Annotated in this window: 27 protein-coding genes; 13 read left to right on the top strand and 14 right to left on the bottom strand. The window is 71.8% G+C overall.

Translation table 11 applies throughout. The features are described from left to right. Window positions 1-68: 68 nt before the first annotated feature. Window positions 69-626, bottom strand: coding sequence for a DoxX family protein (locus IE262_RS07485; protein WP_189872857.1), 558 nt, complete (start codon window positions 624-626; stop codon window positions 69-71). Between the two features lie 158 nt (window positions 627-784). Here IE262_RS07485 and IE262_RS07480 point away from each other — a divergent pair, with 158 nt between their 5' ends. The 3 genes from IE262_RS07480 (at window position 785) to IE262_RS07470 (ending at window position 3,553) form a co-directional block, all read left to right on the top strand. Continuing rightward, complete coding sequence (locus tag IE262_RS07480) at window positions 785-1,111, top strand: nuclear transport factor 2 family protein (protein WP_134031968.1); 327 nt, start codon at window positions 785-787, stop codon at window positions 1,109-1,111. 61 nt (window positions 1,112-1,172) lie between these two features. Next, a complete protein-coding gene (locus tag IE262_RS07475) occupies window positions 1,173-2,174 on the top strand; it encodes an aldo/keto reductase (protein ID WP_189872175.1) in 1,002 nt (333 codons plus the stop codon). Between the two features lie 149 nt (window positions 2,175-2,323). Beyond that, window positions 2,324-3,553, top strand: a complete 1,230-nt coding sequence (locus IE262_RS07470) for a D-alanyl-D-alanine carboxypeptidase family protein (RefSeq protein WP_189872173.1) — start codon at window positions 2,324-2,326, stop codon at window positions 3,551-3,553. A 66-nt stretch (window positions 3,554-3,619) separates the two neighbouring features. Here IE262_RS07470 and IE262_RS07465 read toward each other — a convergent pair whose 3' ends face one another. Continuing rightward, window positions 3,620-4,372: an SDR family oxidoreductase gene (locus IE262_RS07465; protein WP_134031977.1), complete on the bottom strand. Its 753-nt coding sequence runs from the start codon at window positions 4,370-4,372 to the stop codon at window positions 3,620-3,622. A gap of 133 nt (window positions 4,373-4,505) precedes the next feature. On the opposite strand from IE262_RS07465, the gene IE262_RS07460 reads away from it, so the two are divergent. Beyond that, window positions 4,506-6,191, top strand: coding sequence for an alkaline phosphatase D family protein (locus IE262_RS07460; RefSeq protein WP_189872171.1), 1,686 nt, complete (start codon window positions 4,506-4,508; stop codon window positions 6,189-6,191). On the opposite strand, the gene IE262_RS07455 is transcribed toward IE262_RS07460, so the two are convergent. Continuing rightward, the gene (locus tag IE262_RS07455; RefSeq protein WP_134031983.1) at window positions 6,178-7,248 is read right to left on the bottom strand and encodes a Gfo/Idh/MocA family protein; all 1,071 of its coding nucleotides are present in this window, start codon (window positions 7,246-7,248) and stop codon (window positions 6,178-6,180) included. The genes IE262_RS07460 and IE262_RS07455 overlap by 14 nt on opposite strands. An 83-nt stretch (window positions 7,249-7,331) precedes the next feature. On the opposite strand from IE262_RS07455, the gene IE262_RS07450 reads away from it, so the two are divergent. Then, the gene (locus tag IE262_RS07450; RefSeq protein WP_229877137.1) at window positions 7,332-8,759 is read left to right on the top strand and encodes a multidrug effflux MFS transporter; all 1,428 of its coding nucleotides are present in this window, start codon (window positions 7,332-7,334) and stop codon (window positions 8,757-8,759) included. Next, window positions 8,717-9,949: a serine hydrolase domain-containing protein gene (locus IE262_RS07445; protein WP_373305005.1), complete on the top strand. Its 1,233-nt coding sequence runs from the start codon at window positions 8,717-8,719 to the stop codon at window positions 9,947-9,949. The genes IE262_RS07450 and IE262_RS07445 overlap by 43 nt, the downstream gene beginning before the upstream one ends. 3 nt (window positions 9,950-9,952) lie before the next feature. Here the strand turns inward: IE262_RS07445 and IE262_RS07440 are convergent, their stop codons facing one another. Then, on the bottom strand, window positions 9,953-10,720 hold the full coding sequence (locus IE262_RS07440) for an aminoglycoside 3'-phosphotransferase (protein ID WP_189872169.1): 768 nt from the start codon (window positions 10,718-10,720) through the stop codon (window positions 9,953-9,955). Between the two features lie 111 nt (window positions 10,721-10,831). On the opposite strand from IE262_RS07440, the gene IE262_RS07435 reads away from it, so the two are divergent. Continuing rightward, window positions 10,832-11,839 carry a small ribosomal subunit Rsm22 family protein gene (locus tag IE262_RS07435; protein WP_189872167.1) on the top strand — a complete coding sequence of 336 codons (1,008 nt, stop codon included), beginning with the start codon at window positions 10,832-10,834 and terminating at the stop codon, window positions 11,837-11,839. A gap of 49 nt (window positions 11,840-11,888) precedes the next feature. On the opposite strand, the gene IE262_RS07430 is transcribed toward IE262_RS07435, so the two are convergent. Further along, window positions 11,889-12,071 (bottom strand): DUF6243 family protein, encoded by a 183-nt coding sequence (locus tag IE262_RS07430; protein ID WP_134031992.1) that lies wholly within the window; start codon window positions 12,069-12,071, stop codon window positions 11,889-11,891. Window positions 12,072-12,169: 98 nt separating this feature from the next. Here IE262_RS07430 and IE262_RS07425 point away from each other — a divergent pair, with 98 nt between their 5' ends. Beyond that, window positions 12,170-12,793 (top strand): TetR/AcrR family transcriptional regulator, encoded by a 624-nt coding sequence (locus IE262_RS07425; protein WP_134031995.1) that lies wholly within the window; start codon window positions 12,170-12,172, stop codon window positions 12,791-12,793. A 214-nt stretch (window positions 12,794-13,007) separates the two neighbouring features. Beyond that, the gene (locus tag IE262_RS07420; protein WP_134031998.1) at window positions 13,008-13,736 is read left to right on the top strand and encodes a bifunctional DNA primase/polymerase; all 729 of its coding nucleotides are present in this window, start codon (window positions 13,008-13,010) and stop codon (window positions 13,734-13,736) included. 25 nt (window positions 13,737-13,761) lie between these two features. On the opposite strand, the gene IE262_RS07415 is transcribed toward IE262_RS07420, so the two are convergent. From IE262_RS07415 to efeO, 4 genes are all read right to left on the bottom strand, one after another. Then, a complete protein-coding gene (locus IE262_RS07415; protein WP_229877135.1) occupies window positions 13,762-14,853 on the bottom strand; it encodes an SCO2278 family lipoprotein in 1,092 nt (363 codons plus the stop codon). After that, complete coding sequence (efeU, locus tag IE262_RS07410; protein WP_134032001.1) at window positions 14,810-15,685, bottom strand: iron uptake transporter permease EfeU; 876 nt, start codon at window positions 15,683-15,685, stop codon at window positions 14,810-14,812. The genes IE262_RS07415 and efeU overlap by 44 nt, the downstream gene beginning before the upstream one ends. Window positions 15,686-15,689: 4 nt before the next feature. Then, window positions 15,690-16,955, bottom strand: coding sequence for an iron uptake transporter deferrochelatase/peroxidase subunit (efeB, locus tag IE262_RS07405; RefSeq protein WP_189872849.1), 1,266 nt, complete (start codon window positions 16,953-16,955; stop codon window positions 15,690-15,692). 63 nt (window positions 16,956-17,018) lie between these two features. After that, window positions 17,019-18,173 (bottom strand): iron uptake system protein EfeO, encoded by a 1,155-nt coding sequence (efeO, locus tag IE262_RS07400; RefSeq protein ID WP_189872164.1) that lies wholly within the window; start codon window positions 18,171-18,173, stop codon window positions 17,019-17,021. Between the two features lie 283 nt (window positions 18,174-18,456). Here efeO and IE262_RS07395 point away from each other — a divergent pair, with 283 nt between their 5' ends. Next, on the top strand, window positions 18,457-19,101 hold the full coding sequence (locus tag IE262_RS07395) for a PhzF family phenazine biosynthesis protein (RefSeq protein WP_189872163.1): 645 nt from the start codon (window positions 18,457-18,459) through the stop codon (window positions 19,099-19,101). Between the two features lie 49 nt (window positions 19,102-19,150). On the opposite strand, the gene IE262_RS07390 is transcribed toward IE262_RS07395, so the two are convergent. Then, on the bottom strand, window positions 19,151-19,798 hold the full coding sequence (locus IE262_RS07390) for a biliverdin-producing heme oxygenase (protein ID WP_134032010.1): 648 nt from the start codon (window positions 19,796-19,798) through the stop codon (window positions 19,151-19,153). Window positions 19,799-20,013: 215 nt separating this feature from the next. Further along, the gene (gene map / locus IE262_RS07385; RefSeq protein WP_189872161.1) at window positions 20,014-20,871 is read right to left on the bottom strand and encodes a type I methionyl aminopeptidase; all 858 of its coding nucleotides are present in this window, start codon (window positions 20,869-20,871) and stop codon (window positions 20,014-20,016) included. 61 nt (window positions 20,872-20,932) lie between these two features. Here map and IE262_RS07380 point away from each other — a divergent pair, with 61 nt between their 5' ends. Beyond that, window positions 20,933-21,163 carry a hypothetical protein gene (locus IE262_RS07380; RefSeq protein ID WP_189872160.1) on the top strand — a complete coding sequence of 77 codons (231 nt, stop codon included), beginning with the start codon at window positions 20,933-20,935 and terminating at the stop codon, window positions 21,161-21,163. A 120-nt stretch (window positions 21,164-21,283) separates the two neighbouring features. Here IE262_RS07380 and IE262_RS07375 read toward each other — a convergent pair whose 3' ends face one another. Beyond that, complete coding sequence (locus IE262_RS07375; protein ID WP_134032019.1) at window positions 21,284-21,886, bottom strand: hypothetical protein; 603 nt, start codon at window positions 21,884-21,886, stop codon at window positions 21,284-21,286. 103 nt (window positions 21,887-21,989) lie between these two features. Between IE262_RS07375 and IE262_RS07370 the strand changes: the two genes are divergently transcribed. Both IE262_RS07370 and npdG read left to right on the top strand, forming a co-directional pair. Further along, entirely contained in the window at window positions 21,990-23,087 is a 1,098-nt protein-coding gene (locus tag IE262_RS07370; RefSeq protein ID WP_189872158.1) for a sialidase family protein, read from the top strand. Window positions 23,088-23,145: 58 nt separating this feature from the next. Beyond that, window positions 23,146-23,862, top strand: coding sequence for an NADPH-dependent F420 reductase (gene npdG / locus IE262_RS07365; RefSeq protein ID WP_134032025.1), 717 nt, complete (start codon window positions 23,146-23,148; stop codon window positions 23,860-23,862). 475 nt (window positions 23,863-24,337) lie between these two features. Here npdG and IE262_RS07360 read toward each other — a convergent pair whose 3' ends face one another. Both IE262_RS07360 and IE262_RS07355 read right to left on the bottom strand, forming a co-directional pair. Continuing rightward, window positions 24,338-25,072, bottom strand: coding sequence for an oxygenase MpaB family protein (locus IE262_RS07360; protein WP_189872156.1), 735 nt, complete (start codon window positions 25,070-25,072; stop codon window positions 24,338-24,340). Continuing rightward, window positions 25,069-26,307 carry an MAB_1171c family putative transporter gene (locus IE262_RS07355; protein WP_134032030.1) on the bottom strand — a complete coding sequence of 413 codons (1,239 nt, stop codon included), beginning with the start codon at window positions 26,305-26,307 and terminating at the stop codon, window positions 25,069-25,071. Before IE262_RS07355 ends, IE262_RS07360 begins: the two co-directional genes overlap by 4 nt. Window position 26,308: the final 1 nt, after the last annotated feature.

Genomic DNA, 26,308 nt, shown 5'->3' with positions numbered 1-26,308 from the left:
GGCGCAGACTGCCATGGCCGCGCCCCGGACGACAGACGCCCCCGGTCCCCGGCCGAGCCGCTCGCTCCTTACTCCTCGAACAACGGCTCCTGCTCGCTCTCACCCTCGCTGTCCTTCGCCTTGCGTACCCGCCTGTTCCGCGCCCCCACGACCAGCGCCGCCACCGCCACCGCTCCGGCCAGTGCCGTCGGGACCATCCAGTCGCGGTCGAGGACGTGCCCGAAGGCGTGGTCCAGGGACAGCCGGCCCGGTCCCGCGATCGCCAGCCCGGCGGCGACCAGGCCGAGGGTCGCCGGGTACTCGTAGCCGCCGTCCTGGCTGAAGAACCCGTTGGGCGCCAGCACCGCGGCGGCGCCCGCCATCCCTCCGGCGGCGGCCGCACCGGCCGCGGGCGTCGCCAGGCCCAGCGCCAGCAGCGTGCCGCCGCCCGCCTCGGCCAGCCCCGCTGCCGTCGCGCTCGCCCTGCCCGGCGTGTACCCGACGGACTCCATGAACGCGCCCGTGCCCCCCAGACCGCCCCCGCCGAACCAGCCGAAGAGCTTCTGCGTGCCGTGCGCGACGAGCACGCCGCCCGTGCCCAGGCGGAGCAGCAGCAGTCCCAGATCGCGTCGGTCGAAAGAGGTCACGTTCGGTACGTGGGTCGCCTTGGTCATGGCTCCACCGTCGCACCGATGACACCGACCCGGCCGCTCCGCGCGGCCGATCGGGTGCCGTCACCCCCGCGGGCCTCCCGTACGGACCTCCCGGGTGGCGAGGCCCCGGCCCCGGTGTGAGGCTGACGGCCATGACGATTCAGGTAGCCAGGCTCAAGGACCCCACGGTCCGTGCCTTCGTCAGCGCCGTGAACGCGCATGACCGTGACGCCTTCCAGGCGCTCCTCGCCCCGGGCGCGACCATGTCCGACGACGGCTCCGACCGCGACCTCGACGACTGGACGGAACGGGAGATCTTCTCCACCCACGGCCACATGGACGTCGACAACGAGTCCAGGGGCGGCCGCGCCCTCATCGCCCGCTACAGCAACGACACCTGGGGCGAGATGCGCACGAGGTGGAGCTTCACCGTGGGCGACGACGGCAGGATCACCCGCTTCGAGACGAGCCAGGCCTGAACTCGTCGTCCAGAAACCGGCCTTGCCTTCGAGTGCACATCACCTCCTACCGTCCTCAGGCATGGAGAGCATTGAGCACAAGGCGACACGCACCCTGGGACGCAGCGGCATCCAGGTCAGCGCCCTCGGCTTCGGCTGCTGGGCCATCGGCGGGGAGTGGTGGTCCCCCGAGGGGCAGCCCCTGGGCTGGGGCAAGGTCGACGACGAGGAGTCCGTACGGGCGATCCGGCGCGCCCTCGACCTGGGCGTCACCTTCTTCGACACGGCCGACGCCTACGGGACGGGGCACAGCGAGCGGCTGCTCGGCAGGGCACTCGGCAAGCGCCGGGACGAGGTCGTCATCGCCACGAAGTGGGGGAACCTCTTCGACGAGGGCACCCGGACCCGCGTAGGACAGGACGATTCCCCGGAGTATGCGCGCCGGGCGCTGATCGCGTCCCTCGAACGCCTCGGCACCGACCACATCGACCTCTACCAGTTCCACATCAGCGACGGCGACCCCGAGCGTGCCGCCCAACTACGCGGCCTCTGCGAGGAGTTCGTCCGGGAGGGGCTCGTCCGCGCGTACGCCTGGAGCACCGACGACCCCGGGCGGGCGGCCGTGTTCGCCGAGGGCCCGCACTGCACGGCCGTGCAGCACACGATGAACCTGATGCAGGACGCTCCCGAACTCATCGCGCTCTGCGAGGAGTTCAACCTCGCCAGCGTCAACCGCAGCCCGCTCGCCATGGGATTGCTGACGGGCAAGCACACGGCCGGCACACCGCTGGAGGCCGGGGACATCCGCAGCGCGCCGCCCGCCTGGCTGCCCGGGTTCACCGAGGGCACGGGCGCGGACGCGGACTGGCTGCGGCGCGTCGAGTCGCTGCGGGACATCCTCACCAGCGAGGGCCGTACGCTCGCGCAGGGCGCCCTCGCCTGGCTGTGGGCCCGCAGCCCCCTCACCGTTCCGATCCCCGGCTTCCGCTCGGTCGCCCAGGCCGAGGAGAACGCGGGCGCCCTCGCGAAAGGGCCGCTCACCGCCGCGCAGATGGTGGAGGTGGAGCAGGTGCTCGGCCGCTGAGCGCGCCGGTCGGCAGCACACATGTGTGGTCCTGCTCACGTCACGACCCTTCGAGCAGCACCCGGCTTTCCTCTTCCGTGCCCCGGCCATGACCGTCCCTTTACCGCACCTTTGTCGGTGGCCGTAGATCGCCTTGTACGGTTCCCGAAATGCGCGCATCCTCAACGCATCCCCCGAGTACCAGCGGCCCGCGTACCGCTCAGGTGTCCCGCCGTGCCGCCCTCGGTCTCGGCCTCGGCCTCGGCGCGGCCCTGCCCTCGGTGGCGGCCGCGCCCGCCCCGGCCGCCACCGGAGCAGCCGGATCAGCAGGGACAGCCGTCGGCGGCGAACGGCTCGCCCGTGACGGTGTCCAGGTGAGCGGTGCCTCCAGGCCGCCCGCCGTCACGGCCCGTGCCTGGCTGGTGGCCGACGGGAAGAGCGGCGAGGTGCTCGCCTCCTACCGTGCGCACCGGCGGCTGGCGCCCGCCTCCACGCTGAAGATGCTCTTCGCGGACACCGTGCTGACCAGGTTCGAGCGGACCGCGAAGCACAAGGTGACCGCGGCCGACCTCGCCGACATCCCGGCGGGCTCCAGCCTCGTCGGCATCCAGCCCGGCATCACGTACACCGTCGAGCAGCTGTGGCAGGGCGTGTTCCTGCGCTCGGGCAACGACGCGGTGCACGTGCTGAGCCATATGAACGGCGGTGTCGCAAGGACGGTCGCCCAGATGCAGGCCAGGGCCAGGGACCTCCAGGCCCTGGACACCCACGTGGTCAGCCCGGACGGCTTCGACCACCCGGGGCAGCTCTCCTCGGCGTACGACCTGACGCTGTTCGCCCGCCACGGGCTGCGGAACGCCGACTTCCGTGCGTACTGCTCCACGAAGACGGCCGACTTCCCGGCGGGCGGCGGGAAGACCTTCCAGATCCAGAACACCGACCGCCTGCTGACGGGCGCGTGGGGGATGCCCGCGTTCGCGGGCCTGATCGGCGTCAAGAACGGTTACACCAGTGACGCGGGCAACACCTTCACCGGCGCCGCCACCCGCGACGGGCGCACCCTCCTCGTCACCGTCCTGAATCCCGGGCTCGCCGGGAACGGCGTGTACGAGGAGACGGCCGCGCTGCTCGACTGGGGGTTCCGGGCGGCCGGACGCGCCAAGCCCGTCGGCACGCTGGTCGAGCCCATCAGCGAGGGCGGGGCGACGGGCGGGGACAGCAACGCGCCGGCGCCGAAGGCGGGCAGGACCGCGGCGGCCGGCGCCACCGGCGGCCCCTCGCCGTGGAGGCTGGCGGAGGGGGCCGCGGGCACGGCCGCCCTGCTGGGCGCCGGGGTGTACGCGCTGCGCAACCGCGGGCGCGGGGAAGCGACCCGGGCGGGCGGCCGGCACCGGCGCTGAACCACGGCCCGGCCGCCAGTCCGTCGACGTACCGCGCCCCGTGAGGGGCGTGGGGGCTGTGCGCGCTCAGCCGCGGCCCACGTACGGCATCGCCGTCGCCAGGACCGTCGCGAACTGCACGTTCGCCTCCAGCGGCAGCTCCGCCATGTGCCGTACCGTGCGCGCCACGTCGGCCGCGTCCATCACGGGCTCGGCCGCGAGCTGCCCGTTCGCCTGCGGCACGCCCCGCTGCATGCGCTCGGTCATGTCGGTCGCCGCGTTGCCGATGTCGATCTGGCCGACGGCGATGCCGTACGGCCGGCCGTCCAGGGACAGCGACTTGGTGAGGCCGGTCAGGGCGTGCTTGGTCGCCGTGTACGCGACGGAGTGCGGGCGGGGCGCGTGCGCGGAGATGGAGCCGTTGTTGATGATCCGTCCGCCCTGAGGGTCCTGTTCCTTCATCTGACGGTACGCCGCCTGCGCGCACAGGAACGCGCCGTTGAGGTTGGTGTCCACCACGTGCCGCCAGGCCGAGTACTCCAGCTCCTCGACGGGCACGCCGCCGGGCCCGAACGTCCCCGCGTTGTTGAAGAGCAGGTCGAGCCGGCCGAACCGGTCGCGCACGGCGGCGAAGAGCGCCGCGACGTCCTCGGGCCGTGAGACGTCCGCGCGGACGACCAGAGCCTCGGGGTGACCGGCCGCGGTCTCGGCCAGTTTCTCCTCACGGCGGCCCGCGAGCGCCACCGACCAGCCCGTCCGCAGCAGTTCCTCCGAGACGGCACGACCGATTCCGGAGCCCGCGCCTGTCACGATCGCGATCTTCGTATGCGTAATCTTCATGAGCTCTCAGCGTAAGCGAGGGGCCGCCATACGGAACTCATCAGTCCGACATCTGAGTGTTGTGTACGTGACAGGTCCGCGTTGACCCTGGCCACTCCAATGCCTGGTACAACCACCGTCAGGGGAGGGCCAGATGACACCCGCAGCCCATCAGCCACCGCACGCCCCCTCACCGCACGCTCCCTCAGCGTACGACTCCTCGCGGCACGACCACGAGCTCCGTGCCGCCGCACGCCACCTGGGGCGCCGCCGGTTCCTCACCGTCACCGGTGCCGCCGCCGCGCTCGCCTTCGCCACCAACCTGCCGACCGCCGGTGTGGCGAGCGCCGCCGAACTCGACGCGGCACGGATCACCGAGAACCCGTTCACGCTCGGCGTGGCCTCCGGCGACCCGCTCTCCGACTCCGTGCTCCTGTGGACGCGGCTCGCCCCGTCGCCGTACGAGGCCGACGGCGGACTGCCCGCCGAACGGGTCACCGTGCACTGGGAACTGGCCCACGACGAACTGTTCCGACGCATCGTCAGACGCGGCGCCGCCACCGCCCACCCCGAGTTCCAGCACAGCGTGCACGTCGAGGTCGGGTTCCTGGATCCCGGACGCGTGTACTACTACCGTTTCCGCGCGGGCGACTGGATCAGCGAGACGGGCCGTACGCGCACCGCCCCCGGCCGCTTCGGCCTCACCACCCCGCTCACCTTCGCGGCCGTGTCCTGCCAGGCGTACCACGACGGCTACTTCACCGCGTACCAGCACCTGGCGGCCGACGACGTCGACGTGGTCTTCCACCTCGGCGACTACCTGTACGAGTACGCGGTGAACTCCGTCGGCGGCAACCGCAGGTACACCGACCGCACCCTGCCCGACGTCTTCAACCGCGAGACGGTCACCCTGGAGGACTACCGCCTGCGGTACGCCCTCTACAAGACCGACCCCGACCTGCGGGCCGCCCACGCGGCGCACCCCTTCGTCGTCACCTGGGACGACCACGAGACCGAGAACAACTACGCCGGCGACACCCCCGAGAACTCCGTACCCCCCGAGGAGTTCCTGCTGCGCCGCGCCGCCGCGTACCGCGCGTACTGGGAGAACCAGCCGCTGCGCCGCCCGCAGCGCCCCGACGGCCCCGACATGAAGCTCTACCGCCGCCTGCAGTGGGGCCGCCTCGCCCAGTTCGACATCCTCGACACCCGCCAGTACCGCTCCGACCAGGCGTACGGGGACGGCTGGCAGTACCCGGGACCCGAGTCCGAGGACCCCTCGCGCACCCTGACCGGCGCCACCCAGGAGCGCTGGCTGCTGGACGGCTGGCACACCTCCCGCGCCGTGTGGAACGTCGTCCCGCAGCAGGTCACCTTCTCCCAGCGCCGCAACGCCACCGGTGACACCTACAAGCTCTCGATGGACTCCTGGGACGGCTACCCGGCCTCACGGGAGCGGCTGCTGGCGGGCGCCGACGCGGCCGGCGTGGAGAACCTGATGGTCCTGACCGGAGACGTGCACGTCGGCTACGCCTTCGACATCAAGCGCGACTTCGACGACCGCTCCTCCCGGACGGTCGGCACGGAACTCGTCGCCACGTCCATCACCAGCGGCGGCAACGGATCGGACAAGCCCGCCAACTGGGACACGTACATGACGGCCAACCCGCACATGAGGTTCTACAACGGGCGGCGCGGCTACACGACCGTGTCCCTGGACGAGGACGCCGCACGGGCCGACTTCAAGACCCTGCCCGCGGTGACCACTCCGGGGGCGGCGATCACCACGGTCGCGTCCTTCGTGACGGAGGCGGGGAACCCGGGGCTCAAGCCGGCGTAGCCACCGGCTCGTTCTCCTCCGGCTGGTCCCCCTGGGCGCCCAGCCGCTCGCCCCGCCGGTCGTCCTCGCCCGGGTAGCGGACGCCGACGCGGTCCCGTATCGCGTCGAGCGTCCGCATCACGGCGAGGGTGCCCTCCAGGGGGACCAGGGGCGACTCGGTCTCGCCGGCCCGCAGGGCGCGCATGACCTCCCGGGCCTCGTGCTTGAGGCTGTTGCGGGGGCCCGCGGACGGCTCGGCGCGGAAGGTCTCCGGGTCCCGGCCGTCGCGGTGCAGCACGAAGTGGTCCGGGAAGAAGAAGCCGTACGGGATGTCGATACGGCCCTGGGAGCCGGTGACCGACGCGGACGTGGCCGTGCCGCCGATGACGGAGCAGTGCACCGAGGCGAGAGCACCGCTCTCCCACGAGAGCAGTGCACCTGTCTGCAGATCGACGCCCTCTTCGGAGAGCACCGCTCGCGCTGTCACGTCCGAGGGCTCTCCGAGCAGGAGGTGGGCGAAGGAGACCGGATAGACGCCGAGGTCCAGCAGCGCGCCCCCGCCCTGTGCCGGGTCGCGCAGCCGGTGCGAGGGAGGGAACGGACCGGCCAGCCCGAAGTCCGCCTGCACGGTACGGACCTCACCGATCACTCCGTCCCGCACCATGTCGGCCAGGCGCCGTACCAGCGGGTTGCAGTACATCCACATGGCCTCCATGAGGAAGCTCCCGCGCTCCCTCGCCAGCGCGACCAGTTCCCCGGCCTCCCGAGCGTTCAGCGCGAACGCCTTCTCGCACAGCACGTTCCGCCCGGCCTCCAGGCACAACCCGGCGGCGGCCCGGTGCGCGGAGTGAGGTGTGGCGACGTACACCACGTCCACGTCCGTGTCCTCGGCGAGGGCGCCCCACTCGCCGTACGCCCGCGCTATCCCGAACCGCTCCGCGAACGCCTTCGCCGACTCGGCGCTCCGCGAGGCCACCGCCACGACCTCGGCGTCCGGCAGGTCCACCAGGTCGGCCGTGAACGACGCGGCGATCCCTCCGGTCGCCAGGATTCCCCACCGCACCGGCCGGTCCGCCATGTCCCACCCCTTGATCTGTGACCCCGAACACCCCGTTCGAACTGAGAGCATAGGCGGCGGACCGAACAGAGAGGGAGGGGCACATGCCCGAGCGTGGCCGTACCACGCGGGACCAGGACGTCCCGGAGGGGCACATACCGAGCACGGCGGTGGCGGAACCGGCGGGAGGCACGGCCGGGACCACGGCCACGGCTGGGACCACGACCACAACCGGGACCACGGACACAGTCAAGGACCCGGCAGCCGGGAAGCCCGGGGCGTCACGGAGCGGACCCGACCCCGTCGCCCTCCGCCGCACCGGCATCCTCGTCACCCTCATCCTCGGCGGCCTCACCGCCACGCCCCCGCTGGCGATGGACATGTACCTCCCGTCACTGCCGGAGGTCACCACGTCCCTGAACGCGCCCGCCACCACCGTGCAGCTCACGCTCACCGCCTGCCTCGCCGGCATGGCGCTGGGCCAGCTGGTCGTCGGCCCGATGAGCGACCGCTGGGGCCGCAGGCGACCGCTGCTCGCCGGACTGGCCGTGTACGTCCTCGCCACCGCGCTGTGCGCGCTCGCGCCCACGGTGGAGGCCCTCATCGCCTTCCGGCTCGTCCAGGGCCTCGCGGGATCGGCCGGGATCGTGATCGCACGGGCGGTGGTCCGCGACCTGTACGACGGCGTGGCGATGGCCCGCTTCTTCTCCACCCTCATGCTGGTCTCCGGGGTGGCGCCGATCGTCGCGCCGCTGATCGGCGGCCAGATCCTGCGGGTCACGGACTGGCGAGGCGTCTTCGTGGTCCTGATCGCCATCGGCGTCGCGCTGACCGCCGTCGTCTGGTGGCGGCTGCCCGAGACCCTGGCCCCCGGCCACCGGCACGCGGGAGGCGTGGGCGAGGCCCTGCGCGCGATGCGCGGGCTGCTCGCCGACCGGGTCTTCACCGGCTACATGCTGGCGGGCGGCTTCACGTTCGCCGCGCTGTTCGCGTACATCAGTGCCTCCCCCTTCGTGATCCAGGAGATCTACGGCGCCTCCCCGCAGACGTTCAGCCTGCTCTTCGGCGTCAACTCCGTCGGCCTGGTGATCGCCGGTCAGATCAACGGCAAGGTCCTGGTCGGCCGCGTCGGACTGGACAAGGTGCTGGCGACGGGCCTCGCGATCGTGACGCTCTCCGCGACCGCACTGCTGCTGATGTCGGCCGGGGTCTTCGGCGAGGTGGGGCTCTGGCCCGTGGCGGCGGGCCTGTTCGTCCTCATGTCCGCGATGGGCATCACCCTGCCCAACACCCAGACGCTCGCCCTGGTACGGGTACGGCACGCGGCCGGTTCGGCGTCCGCGCTGCTCGGCACGTCCTCGTTCCTCATCGGCGCGATCGCCTCGCCGCTCGTCGGGATCGCGGGCGAGGACACCGCCGTCCCGATGGCCGTCGTCCAACTGGCCGCCGCGCTGGTGGGCGTCGCCTGTTTCGTGGCACTCTGCCGCCCCTGGACCACACGACCGGCCGAGAGCTTGGGGGAAGAACGCTGAGCGTCCCGAGACTGCGCGCCGGCACCCCGGAGCGGGCCGGCCTCGACGCCGGCCAACTGCGTCTCCTCGTACGCGAGATCCGGGCCTGTACGGGAGACGCGGCGGAGGCGGGGGAGGCCGAGGCGGCCGAGGCGGGCCCCATCGGGGCCGAGGGCGAGCGCCCTTGGGCGGCGGGTGCCGTCGTGATCGCGGGGCGCGGCCCGGTCATCGCGGTGGAGGAGGCCATGGGCTGGGCGGTGCGGTACACGTCCTACGACGAGACGAGCGACACGGCCGTCGAACTGCCGCCCGAGGACCGTGTGCCGGTGACCGTGGACACCCCCTTCGACCTGGCCTCCCTCACCAAGCTCTTCACGGCGGTGGCGGCGGCCCAGCAACTGGAGCGCGGCACCCTCGGGATCGACGCGCGCGTGGGGGCCTACCTGCCGGACTTCACGGGCGCCGCCGAGCACGGCGTGACCGTACGCCAGCTCCTCACCCACACCTCGGGCCTGCGCCCCGAACTCCCGCTGTACGACTGCCCGACGGACCAGGCCCGCCTCGCCATGCTCCGCGCGGAGACGCCGACGACACGGCCGGGCACGGCGTACTGCTACTCGGACCTGAACATGCTCCTGTTGCAGCACGTCCTGGAACGCGTCACGGGCCGGGGACTGGACGTCCTGATCCGCGACGGCATCACCCGCCCCCTGGGCATGACGTCGACGGCCTTCGGCCCCTGCCCGGGTGCGGCGGCGACCGAGGACCAGCGGCGCCCCTGGGCGAAGGCGGACCGCGGCATGCTCCGTGGCGTGGTCCACGACGAGAACGCCTGGGCCCTCGGCGGGGTCGCGGGCCACGCGGGCCTCTTCGCCACGGCCCGGGACCTGGCGGTCTTCTGCCGCACGCTGCTCGCGGGCGGCTCCTACGGGCCCGCCCGCGTCCTCGGCCCCGACCTCGTCGACCTCATGCTCACCCCACCGGGCCTGGGCCTTGCCGTCGACCAGCCGTGGTTCATGGGGGAGTTGGCGGGGCGCGGTGCGGCGGGCCACACGGGCTTCACGGGGACGTCGCTGGTCCTGGACCGGGCCACGGACACGTACCTGGTACTGCTGGCGAACACGGTGCACCCCCGCCGCCGTGTACTCCCGGACAACCGAGTGAGGGCGGGGGCGGCGACGCGGCTGGCCCGGGCGGTCCAGGGGGCCTGACCCTCACGTCACGCTCCAGATGCGCCGATAGAACGCGATCCGGTCGGGATCGGGGGCGATGCCGTAGGCGTCGAGGAGAGGCTCCTCCCACCCGGGGCCGTAGTTCCACCGCGTGCTCCAGGTGGCGACGGCCAGGTCGGCCCACCGGTCGGCGACGCCGAGAGCGCCCATGTCGACGTGACCGGACCACGAGCCGTCGTCGCCGAGCAGCGTGTTCGGCGCGCAGGCGTCGCCATGGCACACGACGAGCCGGTCCACGGGCGGCGCCTCGGGGAGATCGGCCGGGACCTCGATCCCCGCGCGCCGGGCGCGCCCCAGACGCCGCTCGACCGACCAGCTGAACGGACACTCCTCCACGGGCAGGCTCTCGTGCAGCCGCCGCAGCCCCACTCCCAGCGCGCGGACGGCGGTGGCGGGATCGGCCTTCCACCGTGGGCTGACGGCACTGTCGCCCCGCAGCTCATGGGTGACGAGCCAGGCACCGTCCTCGCTCGCCCCCTGGTCCAGGACGCGGGGCACGGGCGTGAATCCGCCAGCCCACCGCAAGCGCTCCGCCTCGGCCGCCAGATCCAGCCCGGAGCCGGCCGGAGCCCACTTCGCGAACAGCCGCCCCTCCCCGTCACCGTCCCCTTCCCCGTCCCCGTCCCCGATCCGGAAGGTCAGCCCGCCCAACTCGTTCCGCCACACGGGAAGCAGCGGCCGGTCCCCGGCCAGCGAGGCGATCGGCGGGGGCACATGCACGACGCCCTGCGGCGGCCCGGCGTAAGACATGCGACCAGCCTCCCCCGCACCTCACCCCGCAGGCGAACGGTTTTCCGGCCTCGCCCTCGACCGGACCGAGCCGGGCTCCGGGCCGTCGGCCACCCCCCATAGAATCGCCACGTGAACGCCCCCGTCTCCCCAGCCGACTCCCTGCGTGCCGCCCTGGCCGGGCTGCTCGACGGGCTGCCGCCGAAGGCGGCCTCACAGGCGGTCGAGCGGCTGATCGCGAACTACCGGGGGCGGACGCCGACGGACGCGCCGGTACTGCGGGACCGTTCGGACGTCGTCGCGTACGCCGCGTACCGGATGCCGGCGACGTTCGAGGCGGTGTGCTCGGCGCTGGATGCCTTCGCGGAGACCGTGCCCGCGTGGGTGCCGGACAGCCATGTGGACATCGGGGGCGGTACCGGCGCGGCGACCTGGGCCGTCAACGCCGTCTGGGCGGGGGAGCGGCCGGTCACGGTGCTCGACTGGGCCGAGCCCGCGCTCGCTCTCGGGCGGGAGATCGCCGCGCGCAACCCGGAGCTGAAGGGCGCCGAGTGGCGGCGCTCTCGTATCGGAGCGGCGCTCACCGTCGAGAGCACTGATCTCGTCACCGTCTCCTACGTCCTCGGCGAGCTGACCGAGACCGACCGTGCCGCCGTCGTGGACGCCGCCGGGGGAGCCGCACGCTCCGTGGTGATCGTCGAGCCGGGCACTCCCGGCGGTCACGCCCGCGTCATCGAGGCCCGCAACCGGCTCGTCCGTGCCGGGTTCCGTATCGCCGCCCCCTGCCCGCACAGCGCGGCCTGCCCCATCGTGCCCGGTGAGGACTGGTGTCACTTCTCCGCCCGGGTCAGCCGGTCCTCGCTGCACCGCCAGGTCAAGGGCGGGTCACTCGCGTACGAGGACGAGAAGTTCAGCTACGTCGCCGCCGTACGGGGGCCGGAGGCCGCCCCGGCGCCCTCCCGCGTCGTCCGCAGGCCCCAGATCCGCAAGGGTCAGGTGCTCCTGGACCTGTGCGAGGCCGAGCCCTCCCTCCTCCGCCGCACCACCGTCACCAAGCGCCACGGGCCGCTCTACAGGGCCGCCCGTGACGCCGACTGGGGGGACGCCTGGCCGCCGGCCGGGGAACGGGACCCGGAGTAGGAAGGCCCCCGCCGCCATCCCCGCCCTGTCCCTGGCGGCCCCGGCCCGGTCACGACTGCTTGTCGGTCGCGCGTCCCTCCTGGAGCCTGCGCAACAGCTCCCGTTTCTGGGCCTGCGGGCTCCGACCGCCGCCGACCGCGCCTGCGCGGCCTCCTCCCCGCAGCGCCCCGCGGCTGAGCTTGCTGCGGGTGCCGCCGACTCCCAGCATGTTTCCGGCTCCACCTCGGGCCATGGCACATCTCCCTTCGTATGACGATACGTATCGTCTCGTACGTCGCTCCCCCAGGCTGCGGCGAGACGCACCGTCTTGTCAACTGATAATTTGGCCGCATGGTCCAGAAGCCCGCCCCCGACTCCACCCGCCGCAGCGAGAAGTCACGCCGCGCCATCTACGACGCCGCTCTCGCTCTCGTCGTGGAGGCCGGTTACGCGAAGACAACCATCGAGGGCATCGCCGCCCGCGCCGGAGTCGGCAAACAGACGATCTACCGGTGGTGGTCGTCGAAGGCGGACGTGCTGCTGGAGGCCTTCCTCGACCTGAGCGAGCAGTACGCCGAGGCCGTGGCCACGCCGGAGGAGTTGCAGTACGGGATCCCGGACACCGGTGACCTGGCCGCCGACCTCAAGTACGTCCTGCGGGCCACGGTCGACCAACTGCTGGAACCGAAGTTCGAGGCGCCCTCCCGCGCCCTGGCCGCCGAGGGGGTCGTCGACGCGCAGTTCGCCGCACAGGTCGTCTCCCGGCTGCTCGAACCCCAACTCCAGCTCTACGTCCAGCGGTTGAAGGCCGCGCAGGACGCCGGTGACGTACGTCACGACATCGACCCGCGCATCGCCCTCGAGCTCTTCGTCTCCCCGCTCGCCCAGCGCTGGCTCCAGCGCACCGCCCCCATCTCGTACGAGTACACGGACGCCCTCGTGGACTACGCCCTCTATGGACTGGCCCCTCGCTGAGCTTCAGCCGAAGGTGTGACGAAAGCGACCGCGACGGCCCTGCAACGCCCCGGAAGGGGGTGGCAAATCACGGCAAAGCGCTCAATAACCCTTGATCCCCGCCGGGGGTCGGCATCGCCCCACCTACCCGGGATGCGGTCTCCGGCCACCCGGAGCGCAGGATGGTGGGACCATGGGGGCATGCTGTCCGCACAACGGCAAGGCGAGGGGATACATGAGCGCTGAGTTCGGCCGCCGCTCCGGCGGGCAGGGCAGGATCTCCCAGTGGCTGCGCGGTCGTCGCACCGAACGGGAGGCCGAAGACAGCGGTCGCGAAACCCTGTTGCTCGCCGCTGCCGCCGCGGGACTCCCGCTCGCACCGGCCGCGTACCCGTCCGCCTACCGGTGTTCGTGCGACCGGGTCGGCTGTCCCACGCCCGCGCGCCACCCCGTCTCGTTCGCCTGGCAGACGCAGTCCACCACCGACCAGGCCCAGATCGAGCGCTGGGCCCGCCACCAGCCGCAGGCCAACTTCATCACCGCGACCGGCATGGTGCACGACGTACTCGACGTGCCGCTCGACGCGGGACGCGAGGCGCTGGAGCGACTCCTCGCCTCCGGGACCGAGGTCGGGCCGGTGGCCGAGACCGGCGACGGGCGCATGCTGTTCTTCACCCTCACCCGCGGCACGCCCGAGGACGAGGACGAGTGGTGGCCCTGCGAACTGGACTGCCACCCCGAGACCATGGACGAGCACCCCGGCCTGCGCTGGCACTGCCGCGGTTCCTACGTCCTCGTGCCGCCCGCGCGGCTCCCCGGTGACCTCACCGTCCAGTGGGTGCGCGGCCTCGAACACCCGCTCCCCGACCCGCTGAGCCTGCTGGAGATCCTCACCGACGCATGCTCCCGGCACGCGGGGGAGGAACCGGACCACACGACGGCGGCCTGGCCCCTCCGCGGCTGAGGCTCTCCCCGGAGCCCTACTGGGCCTACTCGCCCTTCACGCTCGTCAGCCCGTCCACCCGGTTCAGGAACGTCACCCGCTGGTCCGACGCCGACTTCGGCGGATCCAGCACCACTCCGTTGGACACGCGCTGCAACGTCAGCGAGGACTTCACCTCGCCGGTCAGCAGGGGCCGGGCGCTGGGGTGGATGTCGAGGTCGACACCCGGTGCGGCCGTCTGCTTCTCGTAGTGGTGCGTGGCGAAGAAGACCATGGCTCCGCCGTCCGTCGTGCGCAGGCCCACCGGGGCGTAGTCGCCCTTCGACAGCGGCTCGTCGACGTACTGGCGGGCGAGCCCCGGCTGCGCCGACTTCTTCTCGCGGTCGGCCCGCCACTCGGAGGTGTGGGGGCCGGGCGCGAAGACCTCGCCGCCGGAACCGCCCGAACCGCCCGAAGGCTTGGCCTTCAGGTACGTCGCATACGCCTTGCCCAGCTCACGCGGTGCCACCGCCAGTGCCGCGTCGTCCGCCGGGACCGTCTGCGCGAACCCGTCCGCGTTCTTCTTGAACTTCGGTATGGCAGCGGCTTGGACGATCGTCAGGTACGACACCGCCCACACGTCGTCCGCGTCGGAGCGGGTGAACACCATCAGCCAACGGGTGTTCTTGAAGCCCTTGTTGGCGGCCGTGTCCGCGACGAACCAGCGTGGCCAGCCCGCCTTCTCGGGGATCGTGAAATTCGGGTCGGTCAGCTTCAGCGGCGAGTGCGCCGGATTGCCGTCCGGGTTGTTCTTGCGGCCCGCCCTCAGCTTCGCCCCGTCGATGTCGGCGAGCGCGCCGGTCACCCGCTCCGCGTCCGCGGCCTGGTCGTACGTCTTGTCGGCCTTGTTGTACGCGGCGGTGAACTCCTTGAGCGCGCGGGCGGCATCGGCCCGCGTCACCGTCGGAACGATCTCCCGCTCGCCATGGACGACCACGCAGCCGCTCGCCGTCACGGACAGCACGGCCACCGACGCGGTCACCAGGGCGAACCGGCCGTGCCCGCCGAGACGCCGAGGGCGGCCGTACGTGCCGAGCCGCCGAAAGGCCGTGTACTCACTGAGCCTTCGAGGGCTGAGAACCCCGCGATCCCTGCTCATCAGGTCCCTTCACCTTCCCCTTCCCGGAGGCGAACCCTACCGGGGCGAGAAACAGTGCGAGCGTCGGGATCAGGTACAGGAGCCATACCGTGACCTGGAGCACGGTCGGATCGGGCTGGAAGTTGAAGATTCCCTTCAGCAGCGCCCCGTACCAACTGGACGGGTCCACGATGTGACTGATGTCGAACGCCTGGTTCGTCAGACCAGGCAGGAAGTCCGCCTCCTGCAGGTCGTGGAAGCCGTACGCGAGCACGCCGGCCGCCACCACGACCAGCATGCCGCCGGTCCACGTGAAGAACTTGGAGAGGTTGATGCGCAAAGCACCCCGGTAGAAGAGCCAGCCCAGCACGACGGCCGTGGCGATGCCCAACAGCACGCCGATCAGCGGACCCTGGGTGCCGTCACTGGACGCACGCACCGACGCCCACACGAACAGGGCCGTCTCCAGGCCCTCCCGGCCCACCGCAAGGAACGCCGTGGCGACCAGCGCGCCCGTGCCCATCCGCAGCGCCGCGTCCAGCCTGCCGTGGAGTTCGGACCTCAGATGCCGGGCGGTACGCCGCATCCAGAAGACCATCCACGTCACCAGGACCACCGCGATGATCGACAGTGAGCCGCCGAGCGCCTCCTGCGCCTCGAACGTCAGCTCCTGCGAACCGAATTCGAGAACGCAGCCGAAGGCGAGAGCGAGCCCGACCGCGACGCCGATACCGGTCCAGACGGGCCTCAGCGCGTCCCGGCGGTCCGTCTTCACCAGGTACGCGATGAGGATGCAGACGACGAGGCTCGCCTCCAGGCCCTCGCGCAGACCGATCAGATAGTTCGCGAACACGCCGCTAGGCTCCCTTCGTCGAGGAGAACGTCGAGGAGAACAGCGTCCGGCCCCACCAGTCGTCCGCGTCCCGGACGCCCGGCGGCACCGCGAAGATCGCCGAACCCACGTGCTGGATGTACTCGTTGAGCGCGTCCTTGGCGAGGCTGCGCTGGATCGGGATGAACCCCGTGCGCACGTCACGCTGGTACGCGAGGAAGAACAGGCCCGCGTCGAGGCGGCCGAGGCCGTCCGTGCCGTCGGTGAAGGAGTAGCCGCGACGCAGGATCTTCGCCCCGTTGTTGGAGTCCGGGTGCGCGAGCCGTACATGCGCGTCCGGCAGCATCGCCTTCAGGAACGGCTCGTCATGCTCCTTCGCCCTGCCCACGGGTGCGCCCTCGGCCTTGTCGCGGCCGAAGACGTCCTCCTGCTCCCGCAGCGAGGCACGGTCCCAGGGCTCGATGTGCATCCGGATGCGCCGCGCCACCAGGTACGATCCGCCGGCCATCCAGGCCGGGCCGTCGGACCCCGCCACCCACACATGCTTGTCCAGCCCGGCCGTGTCCGTGCCCGCGATGTTGCGGGTGCCGTCCTTGAAGCCCATGAGGTTGCGCGGGGTCCGGTCCTCCGGAGTGGTCGACGAGGTCTTGCCGAATCCGAGCTGGGACCAGCGGACGGACACCTTGCCGAAGCCGATCCGGGCGAGGTTGCGGATCGCGTGCACCGCGACCTGCGGGTCGTCCGCGCACGCCTGCACACACAGATCGCCGCCGCTGCGGGCCCTGTCCAGGTTGTCGCCCGCGAACTGCGGCAGGTCCACCAGCGCCTCGGGCCGCGCGTCCGCAAGGCCGAACTTCTCGAAGAGCGAGGGCCCGAAGCCGATGGTGAGGGTGAGCCGGGACGGCTTCAGCCCCAGCGCCTCGCCGGTGTCGTCCGGCGGCGCCTCGGCCGGCCCACCGTACGCGCCCTCGCCGACCGCCTTCCCGGCCGTCATCCGCCGCGCGGCCGCCGTCCAGTCCTTGAGCATCCGCACGAACTCGGCGCGGTCCTCCGTCTTCACGTCGAACGCGGCGAAGTGCAGCCGGTCCTGCACGGCGGTGGCGATGCCGGCCTGGTGCGCGCCGTGGAAGGCGACCGGGGCCCCGGCGTCGGCGCCGGCCGGTGAGGCATCGCCGCCCGTCGTGGCCACGGCCACCGCGCCACCGGCCGCGGCGGCCCCCAGCGCGAGCCCGGCTCCGCCCCAGCCGATCAGCGAACGCCTGGACGGCGCACGGGAGGTGCCCTCGGTCATCGTCGTGCTCTCGGTGATCTCTATTTCGGTGCTGTCCGTCATCTGGGCCGGCCCTCGTTCCCGCTACTTCACGACGGCGGCGGCGAGCCGGGACAGCGGCTCGGCGAGCGCGTTCACCGCGTCCGAGAGCTCCTTGCGCTCGTCCTTGCCGACCTTGTCGTAGGAGACGAAGTCGTAGCCGTTCTTGTCCTCGCGGTACTGGTCGAGGAGCGTGTTCAGCGCCGCGAACTGCTTGTCGAGCTCCTTCGCCAGCGCCGGGTCGTTCTCGGCGGCGACCGGCTTCAGCAGCTCGTAGGACTTCTCGGCGCCCTCGACGTTCCCCTTGAAGTCGACCAGGTCGGTGTGCGAGTAGCGCTCCTCCTCGCCGGTGACCTTGCCGGTGGCGACCTCGTCGAGGAGCTCCTTGGCGCCGTTGGCCATGGAGGTCGGGGTGATCTCGGCCCGGCCGACCCGGCTCCGCCAGTCCTGAAGGTCCTTCACGAGCTGGTCGGCGAGCGCGGAGTCGTGGTCGGTGAGCTTGCCGTCCTTCCACAGCGAGCGCTCCAGCCGGTGCCAGCCGGTCCAGTCCTTCTCCGGGTCCTGACCGTCCTCCAGGCCGTCCTCGCGCACGTCGACCTTCGGGTCGATGTCACCGAAGGACTCGGCGACCGGCTCGGTGCGCTCCCAGCCGACGCGTGAGGGCGCGTACGCCTTCTTCGCGGCCTCGATGTCGCCGTCCTTGATGGCCTCGGCGAACGTCTCGACCTGCGGGATGGTCGCGTCGGCCTGCTCCTGGGCGTACTCGCGGTAGGCGGCGACGGCCTTGTCCAGGCGCGGGTCGTGCTCGACGGCCTTGCCGGTGCCGGTGGCGGTGACGTCCTGGCGGATGCCGTCGCCCTTCATGCCCGGCTTGCAGGCGATCCGGTAGTCGCCCGCCTTCACCTCGGCCGTGACCTTCTGCCGGGTGCCGGGGCCGATGTTCTCGCGCTCGGCCACCACCCGGTCGTCCGGGAAGAGGAGGTAGACCTCGGTGACCTTGGAACCCTTGTTCTCGACGGCGAGTTCGACGTGCCCTGCCGGGAACTCCTTCTTCGACACCTCGCACGTGGTGTCGGTGGCGGTCACCTCGATGACGCCGTCGCCGCCCTTGGCGCTGCTCTTCTCGGTGCAGCCGGTGACGGCGGTCAGGGCCGCCACGGTGGCGGCGGCGGTGACGGCGGACAGTCTGAGGGGGCGCATGTCGGCTCCAGAGAAGGACACAGGGGACGCACAGATGAGGTGAGGCTTGCCCAACTTATCTGAGGCTTACCTCACCAATTCCTGCTCGTTCAGTGAATCTCCTCTCATCGGGGGCGTACGAGCACGGCCTGATCACGGTGGCCTAAAACGGCCGTGATGATTCGGTCAAGCGGGCGTAAAGAGCACAAGGCGCGGGTCAAGAGCCCGGGTGGGGAGCCAGGGGCCGAAGTCGCCGCTCGGTGATCTTTCTCCGTGGCGTTTCTCGGTGATGTTCAATGCCCAGGTGACTGATTACGACGTGCTGAGGGTCTTCTGCGGGCCCGAGGGTGGCTACGGCAACGAGCTGGGTGTCGTCCGGGACGGCTCGGTCCTGCCGGAACCCGCCGACCGGCAGGCCCTCGCCGCCAAACTCGGCTTCAGCGAGACCGTGTTCGTCGACGACCCCGAGCGCGGGATCATCGACATCTACACGCCCACCCTCCGCCTGCCCTTCGCCGGGCACCCCTGCGTGGGCACGGCCTGGCTCCTGGACGTCCCCGAACTGGTCACCCCCGCAGGGATCGTCGGCACCCGCCTGGACGGCGAGTTCACCTGGATCGAGGCCCGGGCGGAGTGGGCACCGCCGCGCACGCTCCGCCAGTACGGCTCAGCGGCCGAGGTCGACGCCCTCCCCGTCCCGCCGCCGGGGGAGTGGATCTACGCCTGGGCCTGGGAGGACGAGGCCGCGGGTCGCGTCCGTGCCCGCGCCTTCCCCGGCCGCGGCGACGGCATCGACGAGGACGAGGCCACGGGCGCGGCGGCCCTGCTCCTCACGGACCAGCTGGGCCGCGCCCTGAACATCACGCAGGGAGCGGGCTCGCAGATCCTCACGGCACCGCAGCCGCAGGGATGGGTGGAGGTGGGAGGCCGGGTGTCGCTGGAGCGCTGAGGCCGCCGCGGTCGCGCATCGCGCTGCGCGTCGAGGCCCCCTGAAACGGTCACGCACTCAGCGGGAACTCCTCGCCCAGCGCGCCGAGCATCGCGATGTTCAGCGCGAACGCCCTCTTGCACTCCGTGATGATCCGCTGCCTCTCCAGGTCGTCCGCCCGCACCCGGTCGAGCAGCTCGCGGTAGCCCCGCTTGAAGGCGGCCGGGTTGGCGATGTCCTCGAAGACGTAGAAGCGCACTCCGTCGCCCTTCCTGGCGAAGCCCCACGTCTTCTCGGCCGTGTCGCGGACGACCTGGCCGCCGGAGAGGTCACCGAGATAGCGGGTGTAGTGGTGGGCGACGTACCCGGCCGGCCACATGTGCGCGCACTCCGTGATCCGCCGCGCGTACGTCTCCGTCACCGGCAGGGCGGCCAGCATCGAGCGCCAGTGCGGGCCCCGCAGATGCGCCAGGTCCTGCTCCAGCGCGGCCAGACGCATCAGCTCGGGCTGGACGAACGGCCCCGCCACCGGGTCGTCGGCCAGCTCCCACGCACAGCCCTCCAGCGCCTCGTACACGAACCACAGCTGCTCCGTGTACCGCGTGTACGCGTCGAGACCGAGCCGACCGCCGAGCAGGCCGCTCATGAACGTCGAATGGTGCGCGGTCGCGTGCTGCTCGCGCGACGCGGTGCGGAGGAGCGTCGAGAACGAGTCCATGGGGTCTCCGGTGGCAGGGCGGGAGAGAGTCGCCAACCGCTTTGCTTTGGTTAGCTTTGCCTAAGTCGATGAGTTACCGACGCCCTGTCGGTAAAGGTATACCCAGAAACTTCACCCGCCCCACGCAATGCGCACAAAAAGGCCCGCCCTCCTGAGAGAGCGGGCCACGGGGGCGGGGCCGACGACGAGCGCGGTGCGTTGGCCTCCGCGGACTGCTACGGCAGCGTGAGGATGTCGGCGCCCGTGTCCGTCACGACCAGTGTGTGCTCGAACTGGGCCGTCCGCTTCCGGTCCTTGGTCAGGACCGTCCAGCCGTCGTCCCACATGTCGTAGTCGTACGCCCCGAGCGTGAGCATCGGCTCGATCGTGAACGTCATCCCGGGCTGCATGACGGTCGTCGCGTGCGGGCTGTCGTAGTGCGGGATGATCAGCCCGGAGTGGAAGGACGAGTTGATCCCGTGCCCGGTGAAGTCCCGCACGACGCCGTACCCGAAGCGCTTCGCGTACGACTCGATCACACGCCCGATGATGTTGATCTGCCGTCCCGGCCTGACCGCCTTGATCGCCCGGTTGAGGGACTCACGGGTCCGCTCCACCAGCAGCCTGGACTCCTCGTCGACGTCTCCGACGAGGTACGTGGCGTTGTTGTCGCCGTGCACGCCGCCGATGTACGCCGTGACGTCCAGGTTGATGATGTCGCCGTCGCGCAGGACCGTGGAGTCCGGGATGCCGTGGCAGATCACCTCGTTGACCGAGGTGCACAGCGACTTGGGGAAGCCCCGGTAGCCGAGGGTGGAGGGGTAGGCGCCGTGGTCGCACATGTACTCGTGCGCGATGCGGTCCAGTTCGTCCGTCGTCACGCCGGGCGCGATGGCCTTCGCGGCCTCCTCCATCGCCCGCGCGGCGATCCGCCCGGCGGTCCGCATCGCCTCGATCGTCTCGGGCGTCTGGATCTCCGGGCCGGTGTACGGGGTGGGGGCGGGCTTGCCCACGTACTCGGGCCGGCGGATGTGTCCCGGCACGGTACGGGCGGGGGAGATCCTCCCCGGGGCGAGCAGCGACTGGGCAGACATGTCAGCGAGTTTAACCAGCGGGTGTGGGGGACGATGTCCCTGGCGAAAGGAGCCGCGAGTCATGGCCCTGTTCAAGAAGCGCAAGGCGGTCGGGAAGCCGGGCGAGTGGTACTACTGCCTGGAGCACAAGAAGGTCGAGGAGGGGCCCGAGTGCCCCAACAAGGACCGTATGGGGCCCTACGCCTCCCCGGACGAGGCCGCCCACGCGATGGAGACGGCCCGCGAACGCAACATCGCGTGGGAGGGGGACCCACGCTGGCAGAACGGTGCCGCACGGGAGGCCGACGACTGAGGGCTCGGGTTTCCCGGCGTCGGTGAGGCTGTCCTCCGCCGGGAGCGCCCGTCGTTCCCCACCCGCTCGCCTCTTTGAGGGGCGGCGGGTGGGGGGAACCTCCTCCAAACAGCCGCGCGGCTACCACAGGGTCGGCGGCGGAGCCGTCAACTCGTCCGCCAGCCGGGCCAGGCGGTCCCGCAGGCGTCGTCGGCCTCTCCGTTCCGGCAGCGCGTTCTCACCCGCCGCCGCGCTCACCAGGTGCTGGACCGTGTCGAGGTCCAGGTCGGTCTCCGGTGGCACGGCCAGCGACTCGTGCGCCATCGCACCCAGATCGCGGTCACCGGAGTCGAGCGCGAGCACCCGCGCCCCGGCCCGCCGGGCGTCGTGCACCCGCTCCAGCAGCGCGCCGCCCGGCGCGGACGGGGACACCACGAGCAGCGTCTCGCCCCGCCGGGCCGCCGACACGCGGCCAAGCCCCACCGCCAGATGCGCGGGATCGCTGGGGCGCGCCCCGTGCCGTACGAGCGTCGGGGAGAGTTCCGGAGTGCCCGACCACGCCGCCTCGTCCACGAGGTGCGCGGCCAGATGCCACGGTTCGTACTCCGCCGTGCCCACGAGCAGCAACCCGCCGCCGTACGACACGACAGAGCCCCTGAGTGCCCTCGCGAACCGGCGGGTGGCGACCGGCCACTCCGTCCCGGCGAGCACTTCCCGCAACAACGCGACCCGTACGGCGTCCATGCGCAGGCATCCTGCCGCACACCACCACTCGTGACGTGACGTTCACCCCGAATTCGCCCGAGCGGGGCACGGGCTGGTTCCCACCGCCCCAAGGAGCCCGCCCATGACGGAGAACAACACCGCGAGCAGCACCGAGAGCAGCATCCCCTTCCGCGCCGGCGAAGAGGGGTACGCGAGCTTCCGTATCCCGGCCGTCGTCGCCACCGCCGACGGCACCCTGCTGGCCTTCTGCGAGGGCAGGGTCGGCTCGGGGGCCGACTTCGGGAACATCGACGTCGTGCTGAAGCGGTCCACGGACGGCGGCCGCACCTGGGGCCCGCTGGAGGTGGCCGCGCAGAACGGCGACGACCTCGCGGGCAACCCGGCCCCCGTCGTCCTCGACGGGGGCCGCGTCCTGCTCGTCCACGTACGCAACGCGGCCCACGCCACCGAGGACGCCATCCGCCGCGGCCAGGTGAGCGCCGCGGACGGCCGCCGCGTGTGGGTGCAGTACAGCGACGACGAAGGGCGCACCTGGTCCACGCCCAAGGAGATCACCGAGACGGCGAAGAGAGCCGACTGGCGGTGGTACGCCACCACACCCGGCCACGCCCTCCGGCTGAGCACCGGCCGGGTCGTCGTCCCCGCCAACCACTCACTCCCCCCGGGCGGCCAGGACACCGGCACGGAGGGCAAGTACAACGGCGGTCACTGCCTGCTGAGCGACGACCGCGGCACGACCTGGCGCATCGGATACGTGGACGACAACACCGACGGCTACATCAACGTCAACGAGACCACCGCCGCCGAACTCCCCGACGGCCGCGTCTACTTCAACACCCGCAACGACTCCCCGTCGCCCGGCACCCGCGCCGACGCCCACTCCGCCGACGGCGGCACCACCCTCGTCAAGCCCTTCCGCCCCCAGGCCGGCCTCGTCACCCCCGTCTGCGAGGGCAGCGTCCTCCAACTCCGCGACCCCGACCTGCTCCTGTACTCCGGCCCGGCCGACCCCGGCTTCCGCGCGCTGATGACCGTACGGGTCTCCGAGGACGGCGGTACGACATGGCGGTCCGCGCACACCGTCGACGGGCTGCCCGCCGCGTACTCCGACCTCGTCCGGGTCGACGCGGACACCGTCGGACTGCTGTACGAGACGGGCGACTTCAGCGCGTACGAGACGATCACGTTCCGCCGGATCCCTGTGAACGCGCTCACGTAAGGCGTGCCCACCCGGGCCGCGCGCCCGCCCGCGCGCCCCGCGCACGTACAGTCGGCCCATGACCTCTACTGACAGTGGACAGACGGCCCCCGCCAAGGCTCCCGCCAAGGACCCGTGGGACCTTCCCGACGTGTCCGAGCTCGTCGTCGGCGTGCTCGGCGGCACCGGGCCGCAGGGCAAGGGCCTCGCGTACCGCCTCGCCAGGGCCGGGCAGAAGGTGATCATCGGCTCGCGGGTCGCCGACCGTGCGCGGGCCGCCGCCGAGGAACTCGGGCACGGCGTCGAGGGCGCCGACAACGCCGAGACGGCCCGCCGCAGCGACCTCGTCATCGTCGCGGTGCCCTGGGACGGCCACGGCAAGACGCTTGAGGCGCTGCGCGAGGAACTGGCCGGCAAGCTCGTCGTCGACTGCGTCAACCCCCTCGGCTTCGACAAGTCGGGCGCCTACGCCCTGAAGCCGGAGGAGGGCAGCGCCGCCGAGCAGGCCGCCGCGCTGCTGCCGGACTCACGGGTCACCGCCGCCTTCCACCACCTCTCCGCCGTCCTCCTCCAGGACCCGGAGATCGAGCAGATCGACACCGATGTGATGGTGCTCGGCGAGGTGCGGGCCGACGTCGAGATCGTGCAGGCGCTGGCGGGCCGTATCCCCGGCATGCGCGGGATCTTCGCCGGCCGTCTGCGCAACGCCCACCAGGTCGAGTCCCTGGTCGCCAACCTGATCTCCGTGAACCGCCGGTACAAGGCCCACGCGGGGCTGCGGCTGACCGACGTCTAGGGTCTGTTTTCAAAGTGGATCAAGGTTGTGTCGTGATCGCGTCTTGTGGTTCTGGGTGATCTGACAGATGCGCAGTGGGCGGTACTGGAGCCGTCCTTGCCGAAGGGCAGGAAACCGGGCCGCCCGCCGCTGCCGGGGAAGCGGGGGGCCGCCTGTCATCTGCTCCGGCCGCAGCGAAGAGCTGATCGCCCCGCTGATCGAGCAGTCGGAGCAGGCGACCGGCGCGAAGGCCGAGGTCCGTTACGGGGACAGCGCCGAACTCAGCGGCGGAGTCCGCACCTTCGGAGCCCTTGCTGTCCGAGCCACAGGCGGCCACCAGCGGCGCCGCGGCGGTCAGGGCAGGGAGCGGGGAATACGGCGACGGTGCGAACGCCTCATGGCCAAGCCTTCCTCTGGTCGGAGTCAGGGGCGTCCAAGGTCAGCCTTGCCTAATATAGTCAAGCGGATCTTTGATGCCGGGCCGACAGCGACGACGTCAGGAATGCTGCCGCCGGGCAGTGCCTGCCCGGGACCGTAGCGCGCGGGTCACCAGAATGCGCACCGGCGCGGGCGGGCGGCGTACACCCAGGGCCGTACGCAGAGGCCGGTCCAGCAGTGACGCGGCCACCGCCGGCGCGAGCGCGGCCAGCGGAGCGGGCAACCTGGCTGCCAACAGGCCCTTGCTGGTGGCCTCCCAGAGCGCGCGACCCGCCTCGCTGGGGGCGAAGTGACGGCTCTCGTAGTCGCGCATCCAGCTCTCCACGCGCGCCAGGTCGTGGTGACCGTCCGGAGCGTCGGGCAGACCCAGGGCGTCCGACAGGCCTCGATGGAACGCGTACGCGGCGTCCCGCTCCTCGTCCGTGACCGCCCGGTGCCCGTGGTCGTCGATGAACCGCAGCGGGCACACGGTGAAGCAGGCCAGGACGTACGCCATCAACTCGGCGGTGATGTCGGGCCGGTCGTGGATCCGGCGCAGACCCTCGACGACCCGCCGCCCCTCGGTACTGTCGAGCCCTTGTCCGATCAGCGCGAACATGGCCACCCCCGTGGCCTTGGCCCGGCCGCGCGGGTCGTCGGTCATCCGGCCGGTGCCGTGCAGCACCCGGGCGATCTCGGGGATGCCGAAGGTCCTGACGAAGCCCAGGGTGAGTCCGACCCGGGACTCCTCCGGCATCGTCTCCAGGACCAGCCGTGCGTAGGCTTGGTGGGCGCCGGGCATCGCGGCGGTCATCCGGTCGTGGTGGCGGCGGTCAGTGCCTCGCCGGTCAGGGGCGCGTACAGGTAGCGGGCGACCCGCACCAGGTGGGCCCGTTCGTCGGCCGGTCCCGCGTCGAGGCCCGGCAGCGGAACCTGGTCCTCGCGGGGGCGCGGCGCGGTCCCCTCGTTCAGTGCCGCGGCGGCGCCGCGCAGGGCGGCGGCCACGATCAGTGCCGCCCGGTCCTCGTCGTCCAGGCCGGCCCGCCGGGCGACCAGCGCGGCGGCGGTGACCACCTCGGGATCGGCCCAGGGGCGCAGCGTCAACTGGCCGTCGCGGATCTCCAGTCCGCGCCGGGCGGTACGCCACTCCAGGTCCCGGAACGCGAGCCGCTCGGTCCAGGCCGACGGCGGCGCTTCCAGGGCCAGGCGCCGGTCCGCCCGGTACACCAAGTCCCACAGCGGGCGCAGGGCCTGGTAGTCGCGGCGCCTGCGGGCCCAGGCGGAGGCGGCCGGTCCGGCGAAGCCCGCGGTGATCAGCACGGCTCCGAGCGCGGCGAAGGCGGGGCCGAGGGCGGTGCTCAGCCACTCCGTCCCGGCGACCTCCGCGAAGGCCGCTCCGATCGCGATGAGCTTGCACAGGACGTATCCGCAGGCGATCAACCCGCCGAGGACGATCAGCCGGATGCCACTGCGCAGCGGCCCGGTCGGCAGCCGGGAGGCGTGCCCGAAGCACACCCTGCTGATGTCGACGAGCGCGAAGCCGAACAGGGCCTGGTAGAGGACCAGGAACAGCGCGATCTGTGGAATCGTGGCGAAGGTGGTGTCGAACGTGAGCGGTGTCTCCGGAGCGGTGGCTCCCCCGGTAAAGAACAGGACGGTCATCACCGGCACCAGAACGGCGAACACCGCGAGGCGCCGCCGCACCTCGTGCCAGGTGTCCGCGGTGGCCCCGTCCCACACCTGCGCGTCCCCGCGTTCCTTCGGCGGGGTCCACATACGGGCCAGCACCACGGCGGCCGCGGAGAAACCCGTGATGCCCAGATAGACCAGCAGAGTGGCCAGATTGCCGCGGTGCGCGACCCGGTCGATCAGCCGGTACAGCACCGGGGCGGCCACCAAGAAAGCGGTCGCGGGGGCCGCGATGGTCAGAGCGACGACGAGCAGGCCGGGGGACGGATCCCGGCGCCACGCCCGGATCTTCAGGCCGGCCACGCCCCAGGCCACCGTGCCGATACCGAGGTAGACCAGATTGAACGGCGCTTCGGACATC

Origin of the sequence: Streptomyces bluensis (assembly GCF_014650715.1) — a bacterium.
Lineage (GTDB): Bacteria > Actinomycetota > Actinomycetes > Streptomycetales > Streptomycetaceae > Streptomyces > Streptomyces bluensis.
The sequence above is the reverse complement of the archived record's forward strand: the minus strand, read 5'-3'. Positions and strand labels throughout refer to the sequence as shown.

Coding starts and splice junctions, on each gene's coding strand:
- efeB (WP_189872849.1), bottom strand. CDS start 16,955: ATGACCGAGGGCACCTCCCGTGCGCCGTCCAGGCGTTCGCTGATCGGC.
- IE262_RS07375 (WP_134032019.1), bottom strand. CDS start 21,886: ATGGACGCCGTACGGGTCGCGTTGTTGCGGGAAGTGCTCGCCGGGACG.
- IE262_RS07440 (WP_189872169.1), bottom strand. CDS start 10,720: ATGTCTTACGCCGGGCCGCCGCAGGGCGTCGTGCATGTGCCCCCGCCG.
- IE262_RS07460 (WP_189872171.1), top strand. CDS start 4,506: ATGACACCCGCAGCCCATCAGCCACCGCACGCCCCCTCACCGCACGCT.
- IE262_RS07455 (WP_134031983.1), bottom strand. CDS start 7,248: ATGGCGGACCGGCCGGTGCGGTGGGGAATCCTGGCGACCGGAGGGATC.
- map (WP_189872161.1), bottom strand. CDS start 20,871: ATGTCTGCCCAGTCGCTGCTCGCCCCGGGGAGGATCTCCCCCGCCCGT.
- npdG (WP_134032025.1), top strand. CDS start 23,146: ATGACCTCTACTGACAGTGGACAGACGGCCCCCGCCAAGGCTCCCGCC.
- IE262_RS07370 (WP_189872158.1), top strand. CDS start 21,990: ATGACGGAGAACAACACCGCGAGCAGCACCGAGAGCAGCATCCCCTTC.
- IE262_RS07425 (WP_134031995.1), top strand. CDS start 12,170: ATGGTCCAGAAGCCCGCCCCCGACTCCACCCGCCGCAGCGAGAAGTCA.
- IE262_RS07470 (WP_189872173.1), top strand. CDS start 2,324: ATGCGCGCATCCTCAACGCATCCCCCGAGTACCAGCGGCCCGCGTACC.
- IE262_RS07415 (WP_229877135.1), bottom strand. CDS start 14,853: ATGAGCAGGGATCGCGGGGTTCTCAGCCCTCGAAGGCTCAGTGAGTAC.
- IE262_RS07360 (WP_189872156.1), bottom strand. CDS start 25,072: ATGACCGCCGCGATGCCCGGCGCCCACCAAGCCTACGCACGGCTGGTC.
- IE262_RS07465 (WP_134031977.1), bottom strand. CDS start 4,372: ATGAAGATTACGCATACGAAGATCGCGATCGTGACAGGCGCGGGCTCC.
- IE262_RS07475 (WP_189872175.1), top strand. CDS start 1,173: ATGGAGAGCATTGAGCACAAGGCGACACGCACCCTGGGACGCAGCGGC.
- IE262_RS07480 (WP_134031968.1), top strand. CDS start 785: ATGACGATTCAGGTAGCCAGGCTCAAGGACCCCACGGTCCGTGCCTTC.
- IE262_RS07380 (WP_189872160.1), top strand. CDS start 20,933: ATGGCCCTGTTCAAGAAGCGCAAGGCGGTCGGGAAGCCGGGCGAGTGG.
- IE262_RS07450 (WP_229877137.1), top strand. CDS start 7,332: ATGCCCGAGCGTGGCCGTACCACGCGGGACCAGGACGTCCCGGAGGGG.
- IE262_RS07390 (WP_134032010.1), bottom strand. CDS start 19,798: ATGGACTCGTTCTCGACGCTCCTCCGCACCGCGTCGCGCGAGCAGCAC.
- efeO (WP_189872164.1), bottom strand. CDS start 18,173: ATGCGCCCCCTCAGACTGTCCGCCGTCACCGCCGCCGCCACCGTGGCG.
- IE262_RS07355 (WP_134032030.1), bottom strand. CDS start 26,307: ATGTCCGAAGCGCCGTTCAATCTGGTCTACCTCGGTATCGGCACGGTG.
- IE262_RS07420 (WP_134031998.1), top strand. CDS start 13,008: ATGAGCGCTGAGTTCGGCCGCCGCTCCGGCGGGCAGGGCAGGATCTCC.
- IE262_RS07430 (WP_134031992.1), bottom strand. CDS start 12,071: ATGGCCCGAGGTGGAGCCGGAAACATGCTGGGAGTCGGCGGCACCCGC.